The 13,843-nt window shown below is 54.1% G+C and carries 13 protein-coding genes and 1 pseudogene; 11 read left to right on the top strand and 3 right to left on the bottom strand.

From position 1 onward, the window contains the following. Positions 1-254 precede the first annotated feature (254 nt). Both EKL30_RS03940 and EKL30_RS03935 read left to right on the top strand, forming a co-directional pair. Positions 255-923, top strand: a complete 669-nt coding sequence (locus EKL30_RS03940) for a GntR family transcriptional regulator (RefSeq protein WP_158618390.1) — start codon at positions 255-257, stop codon at positions 921-923. A 60-nt stretch (positions 924-983) separates the two neighbouring features. Further along, a complete protein-coding gene (locus EKL30_RS03935; protein ID WP_126705838.1) occupies positions 984-2,636 on the top strand; it encodes a long-chain-fatty-acid--CoA ligase in 1,653 nt (550 codons plus the stop codon). A gap of 159 nt (positions 2,637-2,795) precedes the next feature. Here the strand turns inward: EKL30_RS03935 and EKL30_RS03930 are convergent, their stop codons facing one another. Then, positions 2,796-4,142, bottom strand: coding sequence for an Nramp family divalent metal transporter (locus EKL30_RS03930; RefSeq protein WP_126705837.1), 1,347 nt, complete (start codon positions 4,140-4,142; stop codon positions 2,796-2,798). 138 nt (positions 4,143-4,280) lie between these two features. On the opposite strand from EKL30_RS03930, the gene EKL30_RS03925 reads away from it, so the two are divergent. Together EKL30_RS03925 and EKL30_RS03920 are read left to right on the top strand one after the other, a co-directional pair. Further along, positions 4,281-5,093 carry a zinc-dependent peptidase gene (locus EKL30_RS03925; RefSeq protein WP_126705836.1) on the top strand — a complete coding sequence of 271 codons (813 nt, stop codon included), beginning with the start codon at positions 4,281-4,283 and terminating at the stop codon, positions 5,091-5,093. 92 nt (positions 5,094-5,185) lie between these two features. Further along, positions 5,186-6,475, top strand: coding sequence for an NRAMP family divalent metal transporter (locus EKL30_RS03920; protein ID WP_126705835.1), 1,290 nt, complete (start codon positions 5,186-5,188; stop codon positions 6,473-6,475). Between the two features lie 81 nt (positions 6,476-6,556). On the opposite strand, the gene EKL30_RS03915 is transcribed toward EKL30_RS03920, so the two are convergent. Next, positions 6,557-7,750 (bottom strand): tyrosine-type recombinase/integrase, encoded by a 1,194-nt coding sequence (locus EKL30_RS03915; RefSeq protein ID WP_126705834.1) that lies wholly within the window; start codon positions 7,748-7,750, stop codon positions 6,557-6,559. Positions 7,751-7,892: 142 nt separating this feature from the next. On the opposite strand from EKL30_RS03915, the gene EKL30_RS03910 reads away from it, so the two are divergent. Continuing rightward, positions 7,893-8,969, top strand: a complete 1,077-nt coding sequence (locus tag EKL30_RS03910; protein WP_126705833.1) for a DNA-binding protein — start codon at positions 7,893-7,895, stop codon at positions 8,967-8,969. Between the two features lie 93 nt (positions 8,970-9,062). Beyond that, on the top strand, positions 9,063-9,248 hold the full coding sequence (locus tag EKL30_RS18820) for a hypothetical protein (protein WP_158618389.1): 186 nt from the start codon (positions 9,063-9,065) through the stop codon (positions 9,246-9,248). On the opposite strand, the gene EKL30_RS03905 is transcribed toward EKL30_RS18820, so the two are convergent. After that, entirely contained in the window at positions 9,227-10,528 is a 1,302-nt protein-coding gene (locus EKL30_RS03905; protein ID WP_126705832.1) for a hemolysin family protein, read from the bottom strand. The genes EKL30_RS18820 and EKL30_RS03905 overlap by 22 nt on opposite strands. A gap of 128 nt (positions 10,529-10,656) precedes the next feature. On the opposite strand from EKL30_RS03905, the gene EKL30_RS18815 reads away from it, so the two are divergent. The 5 genes and pseudogenes from EKL30_RS18815 to bioF all read left to right on the top strand — a co-directional run. Then, positions 10,657-10,815, top strand: coding sequence for a hypothetical protein (locus tag EKL30_RS18815; protein ID WP_158618388.1), 159 nt, complete (start codon positions 10,657-10,659; stop codon positions 10,813-10,815). A 54-nt stretch (positions 10,816-10,869) separates the two neighbouring features. Then, positions 10,870-11,358, top strand: a complete 489-nt coding sequence (locus tag EKL30_RS03900) for a plastocyanin/azurin family copper-binding protein (RefSeq protein WP_126705831.1) — start codon at positions 10,870-10,872, stop codon at positions 11,356-11,358. Between the two features lie 2 nt (positions 11,359-11,360). Beyond that, entirely contained in the window at positions 11,361-11,846 is a 486-nt protein-coding gene (locus EKL30_RS03895) for a cytochrome c (RefSeq protein ID WP_148105828.1), read from the top strand. Positions 11,847-11,898: 52 nt separating this feature from the next. Further along, positions 11,899-12,315 carry a DUF411 domain-containing protein gene (locus EKL30_RS03890; protein WP_126705830.1) on the top strand — a complete coding sequence of 139 codons (417 nt, stop codon included), beginning with the start codon at positions 11,899-11,901 and terminating at the stop codon, positions 12,313-12,315. Between the two features lie 287 nt (positions 12,316-12,602). After that, positions 12,603-13,820, top strand: a pseudogene (bioF, locus tag EKL30_RS19095) (8-amino-7-oxononanoate synthase); the annotation flags it as partial. Positions 13,821-13,843: the final 23 nt, after the last annotated feature.

Below are 13,843 nucleotides of genomic sequence, written 5' to 3'. Positions count from 1 at the left end.
TATTTGTAAATGGGAGACGACGTGACAACTTTAAAAAACCATCACATCCATCTGGGATATCAATTCATGAATGTTAATATATCAGATATTAAGTAACTGACATATCAGCAAAGCCGCATCTCCGGGTTTTCCCCAACAGATCCACGCTGTAGCCCTTAGCCTGGCAGTAGCGCTTGTGTTCTAGTGATATATTAGGAATGAGTTTGTCACTCGGCAGCGGTATGCTGGCAAGATCTAAACAACGGACGGCGCGCATGAATACACACGCATTGCAAGAAAAACCTTTGAAGGACGTCGCCTACGAAGCGCTCGAAGACATGATCATCCGAGGTCGTATTCGGGGCGGCAGCATGCACTCCGAAGCAGAACTGGCACGGCAAATCGACCTGGGCCGTACGCCGGTACGAGAGGCGCTGCAGCAGTTGGCGCAAGTCGGTTTGGTTGCTGTCTTACCTCGGCGCGGGATCATGGTGGTGGACGTCACCATCGCCATGCAGTTGCAAGTACTGGAGATTCGACGCCCCCTCGAGAAACTGGTGGCAAGTTGCGCCGCACTACGCGCCAACGCGCGCCAACGCGCCGCCATGCTAGAGCTGGCCTTAGCGATTGAGGCGAGCGCCAAGGCGGGGGACGGCGACGAGTTCCTTCAGGCCACGCGCCGCAACCACGCTGCCGTAGAAGCAGCCTCAGGCAACGAGCTAATCCAAAACGTGATGTCCCTGGTCCATGCGCGTTCGCGGCGTTTTTGGTATGCCCATTATGAGCGTTGGGGCGACCTCACCGTGGCCGGCGCTGCGCATGGCAACTTGATGCGCAGCATCTCACTGGGAGACGAAGGGGCTGCCGTACAGAATGCCGAACACCTAGTGGATTACCTGGAGCAGTTTTGCCGCTCCACCATCGCGCCATACGGCAAGCACTGAACTTTCAATAGTCGCAACATCGATAAGCGGGTCCTGGAACCTGTGTAACGGAGACTTTTTATGATGCATTTCCCCCTGACGTTAAATTGGCTACGCCGTCTAGCGGAACGAATGTACGGTACGACTGAGGTCGTGACAAGGATGCCCGATGGGGGAATACGCCGGCATTGCTACGCGCAAATCGCAGCGCGAAGCCAGCGCTTGGCGCGTCGCCTAGCCGCTGAGAATCTGCAGCCAGGCGAAACCGTGGGCACCTTGATGTGGAACCATCACGTCCATCTGGAAGCGTACTTTGGTGTGCCGGCCGCCGGGGGCGTGCTGCACACGATCAACCACCGCTTGTCGCCCGAGGATCAAGTCTTCATCATCAATCATGCCGGGGATAAAATTCTCATCGTCGATGATGTGTTGCTGCCTCAGGTTCGCGAAATACTGCCCCGCCTCACAACGGTAGAAAAGGTCATTGTCAACCAATATAGCGGGCTGGAAGACGCCTCCGATTTTGCCACCTACGAGGCGTGGCTGCACGAACCCGTTCCCTCTGGCGTGACGCTGCCCGAGGTACGAGAGGATTCGCCGGCAAGCATCTGCTACACCGGTGGCTCCACCGGTCGCCCCAAAGGGGTCGTGTATTCGCACCGCGGACTCGTCATGCATGCCTTCTCGCAGGCCATGGTCGATGGGTACGGCGTGAGCCGAAACGACACGGTGCTTGCCGTGGTCCCCATGTTTCACGGCAATGGCTGGGGGCTTCCCTTTTCGGCCGCCCTGACCGGGGCCAAGTTGGTGTTACCCGGTCCTAAAGTTGACCCTCAGAGCTTGCTGGAACTCATGCACGCCGAGGAAGTCACGTTTTCGGCCGGGGTGCCTACGGTCTGGCAGGAGCTTGCAAGCCGCCTGGAGGAAAGCGCTGGATCGCACGCCGAGCTCTGTCCGATGACCATCATAACGGGCGGTGCCGCGCCCCCGCAGCACCTATTTGACCGCTTGGCGCGTTTCGGTATCACGCTACTTCAAGGATGGGGCATGACGGAAACAGCAAGCGTCATCACGGTGAGCCGGCCTCAGCCCAAGCACACCAAGGCGGCAGACCAGGTGAGTGGCGACTGGCGCTTAAGCCAGGGTAAGCCTATGGCCATCGTCGACATTCGGATCATGTCCGAGGGTAAAGTGCTCCCGCATGACGGACACTCGATTGGCGAAGTGCAGGTGCGAGGCGTATGCGTGACAGACAAGTACTTTGAGCTCGACTTGCCTAGCCGCTGGACTGAGGATGGGTGGCTGTGCACGGGCGATATCGGTCACATCGACCCGAGCGGCAACCTAAAGGTATTGGAAAGAAAGGAGGACCTAATCAAATCGGGCGGCGAATGGATCGCTCCTCAAGACCTGGAGGATGCGCTTCTTGAGTTGCCTGAGGTCATTGAGTGCACCGTGATCGCCATTCCCCATGAAAAATGGGGAGAACGCCCCCTCGCATTGATGGTTTTGGCGCAAGGCGCCACCGTCGAAGACGAAGCACTGCGGTTGCATCTGCTTGGGCGGTTTGCCAAGTGGCAGCTCCCCCAGGCGTTCGTTGCGGTCGCTAGCATTCCACGTACTGCCGTCGGCAAGATCGCACGCCGTCAGCTGCGTGAAGAGTATGCCGACTGGTCAGGACGGATGACAGCGGCATCCTGCTCAATAGGGGGTGAGCGGGTTGTGCTGATGTAGCTCACGTGGGGCGCAGACGCGGGCCCCACATCCTGCTTTTGACGCTGCAAATCATCTTTCTGATCGTGGCCAGAGCTGCTTGGCATCCTCCCCGGCCTGGAGGGCGGGGAGGATGCCAAGCAGCTCTGCCTCATCGCGCAAGTCCGCACCGCAGTGATACTAAGCGCGAAAAACATCCACCAGCAATTTGACATTCAGGACAACGATAAGTAGCGCAATACACCAAGCCAGGGTGGAAATGCCGCGCCCGATCACAAGGTTGCCCATTAGCTTCCGGTCAGACACAAAACTCACTAACGGAATGACGGCAAAGGGCAGCTGCATTGATAAGACGACCTGACTGAATATCAATAGCTTGGCTGTTCCGCTCTCGCCATATAAGCTGGTGACGACGATGACAGGAATGATGGCCAGGCCACGCGTTAACAAGCGGCGTGCCCACGGCGGAAGGCGCAGGTTCAAAAAGCCTTCCATAATAATCTGGCCGGCCAGCGTGGCCGTCACCGTTGAGTTGATTCCTGAGGCAAGTAGCGCCACCGCGAATAGGACCGAGGCAAAGCCGACACCCAGCATGGGCGAAAGCAAGTGATAGGCTTGCTCGATTTCCTCGACGTCTGTTCGTCCGGCCTTATGAAAAACCGACGCCGCGGTGATCAGGATAGCCGCATTGATAAATAAGGCCAGCATAAGGGCGATGGTGCTGTCCGTGACTGCCCAAATGATGCCTTGACGACGACCTTGCTCCGTTCGCGGATAGGCGCGTGTCTGTACGATGGATGAGTGAAGATACAAATTATGGGGCATGACAGTGGCGCCGATGATTCCGATAGCCAGATAGAGCGCGGCGGGGTCCATAACGACTTGCGCCTGCGGTAGAAAGCCGCGAAGTAGTTCGCCCATATCGGGTCGGGCCAAAACGATCTGGATAGCGAAACAGCAGAAAATAACGGCGAGCAGGGCAATGACGAAGGCCTCCAGCCAGCGAAAGCCGAAGCGCATCAGCAGCAGAACAAGGAACACATCGCCAGCCGTGATGGTGGCGCCCCAAACCAGCGGAATACCAAATAGCAGATTAAGCGCAATAGCTGTGCCTATGACCTCGGCCAAATCGCAGGCAATGATTGCAATTTCACAGGCCAGCCACAACACGATCCCCACCGGCCTGGAATACTGTTCGCGGCACGCCTGCGCAAGATCGCGGTCCGTTACGATACCCAGCCGCGCTGCCAATCCTTGGAGGACTATGGCCATCAGGTTGGATAACAGTATGATGGATAACAATGTGTAGCCGAACTTTGATCCACCTGCCAGATCGGTCGCCCAGTTACCCGGGTCCATATATCCGACCGCTACCAGGTAGCCAGGCCCCAAAAATGCTAATAAGCGGCGCAGCCAATGGCCATGCTTGGGAACCGGTACGCTGCCGTTGAGCTTACCTAGACTTAAGCGCAACTCTTGTCCGGCTGACTGCTGCTGTAGATCAGTGCAAAGGGCTGAGTCTTTCATGCGACAGGCTCACGAGGAACAGAAGCAAGAATACACCTTGAAAGTATGCATGCGCCACTCTGCAATGGCAAACCTATGTGCTTGTTACTGCTTACGCCGGGCTTGCTGTTTGAATATCAAGCGACTAGGCTAAATGGTATGGGTATCTTGTTAGTTTCGGCTATTACACTTTTGGTGACTGGGCTGTGGGCTTGGCTGCCAAAGTATCGCTTGAGAGAGGCAATTCGAGCTCCGTTTCCCGATCGTTTCGTAGCAATTCTTGAAACGAACGTTCCGGTCTATTCGAAAATGACGGTCGAGCTTCAGCAGCAGTTGCAGCACTTGATCAAGCAGTTCTTACATCAGAAGACTTTCTACGGCTGTGGCGGCCTGGCGATAAACGACGAAATAAAGGTGACGATTGCCGGCATAGCGTGTTTATTACTGTTGAATCGAAAGTCTCATGTTTACCCTCAATTAACCTCGGTTCTTGTTTATCCCTCTGCCTTCGTTGCACCAAGGACCGAGATCGAGCCGGGCGGGGTGGTGACATACCATGAAGAGGGACTGCTGGGCGAATCATGGGGTGACGGTCGAGTGGTCCTGGCCTGGGACGAAGTCAAGGAAGATGCCAGCGATTTTTCGGACGGGCATAACGTCGTCTTGCATGAATTTGCACATCAGCTGGATGATGAAACGGGGAGTGCCGACGGTGTCCCCATTCTGGGAAAACGGGCCAGCTACCAAAGCTGGGCTGCTGTGTTCTCTCGCGAGTATGCTGCATTGCAGTCAAGTGCTTTTCATCGCGACGAAACGTTCCTGGACCCCTATGGGGCAACGAATCCGGCCGAGTTCTTTGCGGTCGTAACAGAAACGTTTTTCGAGATGCCGGTGGAGTTGGCTGAGCATCATCCCGAGCTGTTTGGCGAACTTGAGAGTTACTACCGGGTCGACCCCCGAGCATGGCAATAGCAGGCTTATTTCGGGAGATTCCCATGACTCAATGGCTGTCATTTCGTATGCCGTATATACAGAAATAACCGACCCTCTTTCATGAAGAAAAGATGCCAACTTTAACGCCCAGAGAAACGCCTGAAGTGTCGGCAGCTTTATGGCTGAATAAGCTTGGGCCGGGGCTGATTACCGGTGCGGCCGACGACGACCCAAGTGGCATCGCCACCTATTCGCAAGCTGGGGCGCAGTTTGGCTTTAACATGTTGTGGACGATCTTCCTGACCTATCCCTTGATGGTCGGGGTTCAGGTTATAAGCGCCAAAATAGGGAGGGTCACCGGACACGGTCTTGCCACCAGTATTCGCCGACATTATTCTGGATGGCTGCTCTATTTCATTGTCGGGCTCTTGCTGGTGGCGAATACCATCAATATCGGTGCCGATCTTGCTGCAATGGCCGCGGCCCTAAATTTGTTGCTTGGTGGGCCGACCCATTTTTATGCTGTCGGGTTCGGGGCGGCTTCATTGTTATTACAGATTATTGTTCCTTACAAGCGTTACGTCCGCATTCTGAAATGGCTCACTCTTGCGCTGCTAGCGTATGTCGGCACCGCATTCGTCGTACATATGCCTTGGGCACAGGTAATGACAAATACTTTGATGCCTCACCTTGCGTGGAAAACCGAGTTCGTCACGACAGTCGTAGCTGTATTCGGTACCACTATTAGTCCATATTTATTTTTCTGGCAAGCGTCCGAAGAGGTAGAGGAACAGCGTGCGAATGCCAAGGCAGCTCCGCTTAAGTATGCTCCCGAGCAAGCGTCCGCCAACTTCCGGCGCATTAGAATCGACACGTTTATCGGTATGGGGTTCTCCAATGCTGTTGCCTATTTCATTATCCTGACCACTGCAGTGACATTAAATGCGCATGGCGTCACCGATATTCAAACGTCTGCGCAGGCTGCGTCAGCATTGCGTCCCATTGCGGGCGAGTTGGCTTTCTGGCTATTCAGCGCCGGTATCATTGGCACTGGCCTGCTTGCCGTGCCGGTGTTGGCGGGTTCTGCCGCGTATGCCGTGGCGGGAGCCTTCAACTGGAAGAGCAGTCTGGGATTAAGTCCGGCCTTAGCCAAAAAGTTCTACAGCATCATCGCTATTTCGACGCTAGTCGGCGTAGCGATTTGCTTCGCGCCGATTGATCCCATTAAAGCCTTGTATTGGAGCGCCGTCATTAACGGCGTTATTTCGGTTCCTATCCTGGTCGTGATGATGCTGATTGCGAGGCGTTCCGATATTATGGGGCAGTTCGTTATCAGCCTTAGGTTAAAGGTATTGGGTTGGCTCTGCACAGGGGTCATGGCATCTGCCGTAGTGGCGATGTTTGTGACTATGGGGATTTAACATCTAACGATGTGACTTTGCTTGTCTCGCATAGAGTCTAAGCGTCCCTTCAGATAAACAGAAGCAGGGTTCCTTGCTGCGTCACCAGTCAATTTTGTGCTTTTCTTCCGTGGCGCGATGCCGGGCGTCATCCGATGAGTGCAGGTAGGTATTGGTAGTGCTGATGGACTCGTGCCCGAGGTTATCGCGCACGTAGCGTAAATCTACCTCGTTATTGGCCATGCTGGATCCTGCAGTGTGGCGCAACCAATGAGCCGACGCTTGCTCCAAGCGTTGGGCTTGGGCCTCAAATGGAAGTCCGCGTGCACGAAGACGTGCCGCTGCGGCTTTGAATACCTCTTTCACCATCGAATGCACTGCGGCACGGCTAAGGCTACGGGGCCGGCGCCCAATTGGCAGCAGAAGGGGAGTGGTGTCTTCCTGGGAAGGGAAAGGCGGAAAACCATTTTCACGACGGTAGCTGGCCAGTTCGTCCATAAGTTCACTTGTCGCCGGCACCATTCGGATTTTTTCGCCTTTACCGGTAATTTCCAGCCACCAGCGATCTTGCCCGCTGTTATCACGCCGGCAGAAGAAACCGCCCATATTGTTTTGCGTGACTTCGGAAATGCGCAATCCGCACAAGTACAACAAGGAAAATAACCACCGCAAGCGAAAATAGCGTTCCTGTTCCCGGGGCGTATCTCGAGGCATCGCTTCGATGGCAAGCTTCACTTCCGTCCAGGAACCATCGTCAAGATAACGGGTAACGCGAGGTTTGGCCTTACGGCTACGTTGACGAGATAGCGACAGGGGATTGCCTGCCAGATAGCCGGCCGTTACGAGCCAGGCAAACATGGTGTTCAAAATAATAATGGCCTGGCGACGGCTTGTTGGCGCTAAGGGTCCGGCAAACGGGCGCCAGTCGGGATGGGCTCGTGCCACTTTTCGTCCGCGCGGCATTACCCATTGTTCTGCCGGCTGTGGATCGGCTAGAAAATGCTGATACACAAGCAAATCTTCGTGTGTCAAAGACGATATTGGCTTATCCAGAGCAAGGGTGGACCAGAGCATTAGCCGCTCGGCTTCCTTACGGTAATTGCTGAAGGTGGTGGGGGTATCAACAAAACGTGCAAGCCATACCTTTATGGCCTCGATGTCAGTTTCCGCGGCGATTTGCGGCCGGTTTCCGATGGCGCGATTAATGCCAGAACGGCCCTCGAGTACCAGCCGATTCACGGCCGGAATGGATTGGGCGAGTTCGATTTCAGACTTCTTTTTGAGACTGTCAGGCATGGCGCTTTATCCGGGTCTTTTCTGATGCTCTATTGTAGTTAATTTTGACATTATAAGGATAATGTCAAATTAATTGGAATGTGATGTTGGGTTTGCAACGTAATACATAGTATTATTTTATAAATACTTTAGGATTGGCATTATGGCTACTGATATAGTCAACGAGGCGGGGCTTGCACAGGACATTGAGCAGCTCCGCGAGCGGTTTACCCACACGCAAGCGCTCTACCGCGAAGTTTGTGCGCTGCTGTTTTTCCGATACGGCATTACGCCCACGGCAAACAAGCTTTATCAATTGGTACGAAAGGGCAGCATGAGCGCCCCGGCCGATGCGTTGACTAAATTTTGGGAAGATCTAAGGGAAAAGAGCCGTACGCGCATCGAACATCCCGATCTGCCTGAAGCCTTAAAAACTGCTGCCGGCGACCTTATCGCAGACCTTTGGGGCAAAGCGCAAGTTACAGCCGATGAATCGTTGGGCGTGTATAGGGCTGAGGCCCGGGTGCAGGTCGAGCAAGCCCATGCTCAAGTAGTTCAAAGTCAGGCAAAGGTAGACGCTGCCAATTCAGATCGCAAACTGGCTTACATGACTCTCGAGTCGATTAAAGAAGAATTGAATCGAACGCGGCTGCATGTCGCATCGCTTGAAGAGAAGTCATTAGCTGCGGATAGGTCCCGTGCTTCCTTGGAAACGTCGCTGGAAGAAGCCAGGAAAGAAAACACGGCACTTGTGCAGCAACTGAATGATGGCCATCAGAAATTCTCTGCCCAGATCGACAAGCTTCGCGCCGCGATGGAACTCGCCGACGAACGTTCGAGGTCAGCCGAGAAACGTGCATTGCTCGATGCCGATCGCGAACGGGTTGCCGCAACCAGGATACATAAAGAGCTCGAGCTGCATAAAATTGAATCATCAAAAATTGCTGAACGCTATCGCATCGAACTAGCTGCTATCCAGGGTCAGTTAGGCGAACTTAGGCAGACGAGGGGTCAGCTTGAAGGTAAGCTGCAAGCCGTTGGCGCTGAGCGCGACCTCGCAATGAGCGAAATCAACCATCTGCAAGGCCGCCTGAATGACGTCGGCGCCCAAGCAGCGGTGTTCCAAGCGCAAGCAGATGAATGGCGTCGCAAATCGCAGGAACTGCAACAACAGCTTCTTTCGACGCCAAAAAAAGTTGGCAAGAATGCGCAGCGACCTCGAGCGGTGCCGTCCACCTAGAATACTACGGTCTCGTTAATCTTAAGGGCAAAGAGGTCGTAAGCCGTAACCCACACTACGGAGCTTTTATGACTCGCCAGCTCGTCTTTCTGCATGGAAGAACGGGACGTCATTGCTCTCTATCCCTTGGATGACCGTCATTTTCCGTTGGGACCGGCCGATCCTTCGACCGAAAATAAGCGAGACGTACGCAAAAAAAAGGAAAATCGTCACGGAATTTCGGGTTATCTAGACGATAAAGAAATCGCCAAGCGAATTTACGATGCGCTGGTCTCGTAATTCAGTAGCGGTATAGCGAGAACCTTATCGATACGTTTCTGGTCCATGTCCACCACTTCGAACCTCCAGCCTTGCCAGCTCACCTGGTCCCCGGCAGACGGGATTCGGCCCAGCAGCAACATGATCATCCCACTAAGCGTGTGATATCGCCCCTTTTGCTCTTCAGGCACCGACTTAAGTTGTAGGTGGTCCTTGAGTTCCGGAATTGGAATGGTTCCGTCGAGTAACCATGAGCTATCTTCGCGCTGGACAGCCCATGCATCTTCTTCGTTATTCGTCGTGAATTCACCTGTCACGATTTCAAGGACGTCTTGCAGGGTCACGACGCCTTCGATTTCACCGTATTCGTCGATGACGAACGCCATCTGCATATTGTTGGCGCGGAACTGTTCCAATAGCTCCATGCCGGTCAAGGTTTCCGGGACGTAAAGTACTGGGTGCAGGTTGACGGAAAAATCGGGAGTCTGCCCCTTTGCCATGTGGGCGAGAGCCTGTTTGGCATGAATAACGCCCAGCATGTTATCGAGGCTTCCGTCACAAACTGGAAACCTGGAGTGTTCGGATTCAATCAGGCGGTGCAAGTTTTCGTCAGCAGGTTGATTGATGTCGATAAACACCACGTCTGAACGAGGAATCATCAAGGAAGCTAAGCGACGATCATCCAGACGGAACACGTTGCGCACCATATCGCGCTCTTGCTGTTCTATCTCGCCAGACTCTGTGCCTTCTTCCAATATTGCCCTAATCTCTTCTGCAGCCACGTTCGGTTGGGAGCTTTGCTTAATGCCTATAAGTCGAAGTAATGCATTGGTCGAGATAGTTAGTAGCGCCACGAAGGGGCCAGCAATTACCGCCAATGCCTGTATAGGACGGGCGACAATTCGAGCAATCCGTTCCGGATTGATTTGCCCAAGGCGCTTAGGCGCCAATTCTCCGACCACGATGGAAATATAGGTGACAGCAATTACGACGATGGCCGTTGCTGCAGCGCTGGCGGTGGCCATCGCCATGCCCAAGGAATGCAGCCATGACGATAGCGGTGCAGCCAATGCAGCCTCGCCAACAATACCGTTCAAGATACCAATTGAGGTGATGCCAATCTGAACAGTTGAAAGAAACTGAGTCGGATTCTCGCCCAGTTTGAGAGCGATGGAGGCAGCTCTATCGTCTTCGGCGGCAAGTTTCATCAGCCGAGCTTTGCGGGAGGTAATCAACGCGATCTCGGACATCGCGAAGATGCCGTTCAAGACGACAAGACCAATAAGGATCAGAACTTCCATTTTAAGTCCTTGATTTACTTGCACTGCTGGCGCGTTCTGAGTGCCGCGTGACAGCGCAACGCTGTAGAGCGAGGAGACCGGGAGGGCTGAAGCCAATCGATCCGCTAAGGAATCACAGGCAAAAAAACGTGAATGATGCGCTTACTGATTTTTTGCCGTATCTTGAGCGCGAGCTCCACTTAAAAGTCAATATTTCAACCGTAGATGACATAGCTCAAACGTGGATCAAACAAATTGGTGTTGCCCTGGCGAGCGCCCGTTTTTGGTTTTACTATTCCCCTTATTGAGGTGGTTTGCAACAGTTTTACTGTAGAGTTATTTTTCTTTCGAGTATTTTGACGATGAATAAAGTCCTGTCCATATTGCTTCTAGGCTTATGCTCGCCTCTTGTATTTGCCGATAGCGGACATAGGGCTGGACACGACGTGCAAGGCAAGGATCCGGCAATAACGTCAATGTCTTCCAGCGAAGACCCCGGTCACCCCAGAAAGGTGACTCGCACGATTGAAGTCCTTATGGATGACACCATGCGGTTTATGCCAAGCGACATCAGCGTAAAGGTAGGTGAAACCGTGCAGTTTTCTGTCAGGAATGTCGGCCGGATTACTCACGAGATGGTGATCGGCTCCGTGTCAGAACTTATGGCGCATGCCGCCGAAATGAGGAAGTCGCCCGGTATGATCCACATGGAAACCAACATGATTTCCCTTGCTCCAGGCCATCGCGGTACATTGGTGTGGCGGTTCGATAAAACCGGAGCGGTGGACTTTGCTTGTTTGATTCCGGGACATCTGGAAGCCGGGATGGTCGGTAGGGTTATAGTGGGCTGAAAATGGGGGGTAGTATCAATACAAAGATAGGCATAGGTGCGGCCGGCGCGGTTGTGGCTGCCGCAGTCGTCTTTGTCTATAGCGTCTGGATAGATTCCGGTCTTGCATTCATCGACCCATCGGATCAGGGCCTTGTAATGCAGGGCGAGCAGATCTATGCCAATCACTGTGCGTCTTGTCATGGTGCGCAAATGCAAGGGCAGCCCAACTGGCGTGAACGAATGTCTAACGGTCGGCTGCCCGCACCGCCGCACGATAAAACTGGGCATACCTGGCATCACCCCGACGCCGTGTTGATTGATCTCGTCAAAAACGGCCTGGTGCCAGGACGAACAGCACCTTCAGGCTACGAAAGCGACATGCCCGCTTACGGCAATATTTTATCCGATGACGAGATTATTGCCGTACTGGCATATATTAAAAGTAGTTGGCCGCCAAAAGTGCTGGACGCGCAGAAAGAAGTGACACGGCAACAGATTGGGCAATAGTCGTGAAAGTCGTGACGCAGAACTTTCTGTATTGATTTAACTAAAGGTATTTATGAAAAAATGGATCATGGCCGCCGCATTGATGGCCGCCTCCGCTGTAGCGCATGCCGCTACCGCCTCCCTTACGGTATACCAGGATCCGAATTGCGGGTGCTGTTCCGGCTGGGTCAAGCACATGCGCCAATCGGGTTTCGAGGTGAAGTCTATCGAGACAGCCGATATGGCCAGCATCAAGAAAAAACACGGCGTCCCTCTCGAGCTGGGTTCTTGCCATACGGCGGTCGTGGACGGCACGGGCCAGATTGTCGAGGGACATGTACCCGCGAACGCAGTGCGAAAGCTGCTTGCGAACCGGTCCGTGAAAGGTATCTCCGCACCCGGAATGCCGCTCAATTCGCCAGGAATGGGACAAATGGATGGCAATCTTGTTACCGTCGACTTTAACGGCAAGCCGTTCTCGAAGGACTAAAGGCGCGCTCGCGGGACGCATTGACGACGGCTGCGGCCAGAAGGGGGGCACTTCCTCGATCAAAGCTGGCAGCCAGTCGCAAAACCTCGTCAGCAGTACTGCTTTCCACGGGAACCGATTGTACGGTGCCACGAAGATATGCGGCAGTACGTGCCGCAGTACAGTTTGCCCCTTCAAGGGAAGTACATGCCAAAGGCAGATGCCCACGCCTGTATCGAATTATTACAAATGGGTTCACGGCGAAGTTGGACGGAAAATTCAATACAAAAAGCCGGCACACGGACTTAATGCGGCTAACTTCTGTCATCATCCGCCATCTTTGTGCTAAGTTTCGGTTTGTCGTTCGTCGTCGATTCGCCTTACCATGGCGCATGGATAAATTAATCGAAGATATTCACGTTGAGCTGACGTCGTTACAGGCGCAGAAGTTGCTACGCCAACGCCGTATAGTTAGTGGTCCTCAAGGCCCTTTGTTACGTGTCGATGGGGAGACTTTACTCTCCTTCTGCAGCAACGATTATTTAGGACTGGCGAATCACCGCGACCTTCTTGCGGCCGCACATGCCGGTCTCGATCAATTTGGCGTCGGCGCGGCTGCATCGGCGCTCCTCAGTGGGCATAGCAGTGCGATAGAGGAACTCGAGACCTCTTTGGCAGCCTTCGTAGGTATGCCCCGCGCGCTCTATTTTTCAAACGGTTATATGGCCAATATGGGCGTGATTCCGGCTCTAGTGAACGCCGGAGACGCCATATTCTCTGACCGATTGAACCACGCCTGCCTCATCGACGGGGCGCGTTTATCTAAGGCCGACGTTTCCGTTTATGGGCATGGCGATGTGGTCGAACTGGAAGGGATGCTGGCCAAAAGTACGAGCGGCCGTAAATTGATTCTTAGTGATGCGGTGTTCAGCATGGACGGTGATATCGCACCGTTGCCCAAGCTGGTAGCGCTTTGCGAACAATACGACGCTTGGCTGCTGGTGGACGACGCGCACGGCTTCGGTGTGCTGGGCCCCAATGGTCGCGGTACCCTGGCTCATTTCGGTCTAGCCTCGCGGCGTATCTTGTACATGGGCACACTGGGTAAAGCGGCAGGCGTGGCAGGCGCATTCGTAGCCGGTGATGCCACGTTGATAGACTGGCTGATGCAGCGGGCCCGCACTTACGTGTTCACCACGGCGAGTCCGCCGATGCTGGGCAGCGCATTATTAGCGTCCCTGGAGCTGCTGAAGGCCGACGATACGCGCCAACAACATTTGCGTGCATTGATCCGTCGGCTACAGAAGGGCCTCGCCGGTTTGCCGTGGCCTTTATTGCCCTCACAAACGGCGATACAGGCGCTCGTCGTCGGCGATAACGCGCTAGCGCTCGATTTAATGCAAGGTCTGCGCGAATATGGCATCTGGGTTCCTGCGATTCGACCTCCTACGGTTCCCGCAAATACCGCCAGACTGCGAATATCGCTTTCGGCCGCACATACCTTCGAACAGGTCGACCGACTTATCTCTGCACTAAAAGTTCTGGCGGA

It is taken from the genome of Candidimonas sp. SYP-B2681 (assembly GCF_003971065.1).
Taxonomy (GTDB): domain Bacteria; phylum Pseudomonadota; class Gammaproteobacteria; order Burkholderiales; family Burkholderiaceae_B; genus Pollutimonas.
Note: the sequence above shows the minus strand (reverse complement) of the source record. Positions and strands in the feature narration are given on the sequence as shown.

What these genes read in the sequence shown, in the direction of transcription:
- EKL30_RS03895 (WP_148105828.1), top strand. Translation starts at nt 11,361, where the DNA reads ATGGGGGGTAGTATCAATACAAAGATAGGCATAGGTGCGGCCGGCGCG.
- EKL30_RS03940 (WP_158618390.1), top strand. Translation starts at nt 255, where the DNA reads ATGAATACACACGCATTGCAAGAAAAACCTTTGAAGGACGTCGCCTAC.
- EKL30_RS18820 (WP_158618389.1), top strand. Translation starts at nt 9,063, where the DNA reads ATGGAAGAACGGGACGTCATTGCTCTCTATCCCTTGGATGACCGTCAT.
- EKL30_RS03905 (WP_126705832.1), bottom strand. Translation starts at nt 10,528, where the DNA reads ATGGAAGTTCTGATCCTTATTGGTCTTGTCGTCTTGAACGGCATCTTC.
- EKL30_RS03890 (WP_126705830.1), top strand. Translation starts at nt 11,899, where the DNA reads ATGAAAAAATGGATCATGGCCGCCGCATTGATGGCCGCCTCCGCTGTA.
- EKL30_RS03915 (WP_126705834.1), bottom strand. Translation starts at nt 7,750, where the DNA reads ATGCCTGACAGTCTCAAAAAGAAGTCTGAAATCGAACTCGCCCAATCC.
- EKL30_RS03925 (WP_126705836.1), top strand. Translation starts at nt 4,281, where the DNA reads ATGGGTATCTTGTTAGTTTCGGCTATTACACTTTTGGTGACTGGGCTG.
- EKL30_RS03910 (WP_126705833.1), top strand. Translation starts at nt 7,893, where the DNA reads ATGGCTACTGATATAGTCAACGAGGCGGGGCTTGCACAGGACATTGAG.
- EKL30_RS03930 (WP_126705837.1), bottom strand. Translation starts at nt 4,142, where the DNA reads ATGAAAGACTCAGCCCTTTGCACTGATCTACAGCAGCAGTCAGCCGGA.
- EKL30_RS03920 (WP_126705835.1), top strand. Translation starts at nt 5,186, where the DNA reads ATGCCAACTTTAACGCCCAGAGAAACGCCTGAAGTGTCGGCAGCTTTA.
- EKL30_RS03900 (WP_126705831.1), top strand. Translation starts at nt 10,870, where the DNA reads ATGAATAAAGTCCTGTCCATATTGCTTCTAGGCTTATGCTCGCCTCTT.
- EKL30_RS03935 (WP_126705838.1), top strand. Translation starts at nt 984, where the DNA reads ATGATGCATTTCCCCCTGACGTTAAATTGGCTACGCCGTCTAGCGGAA.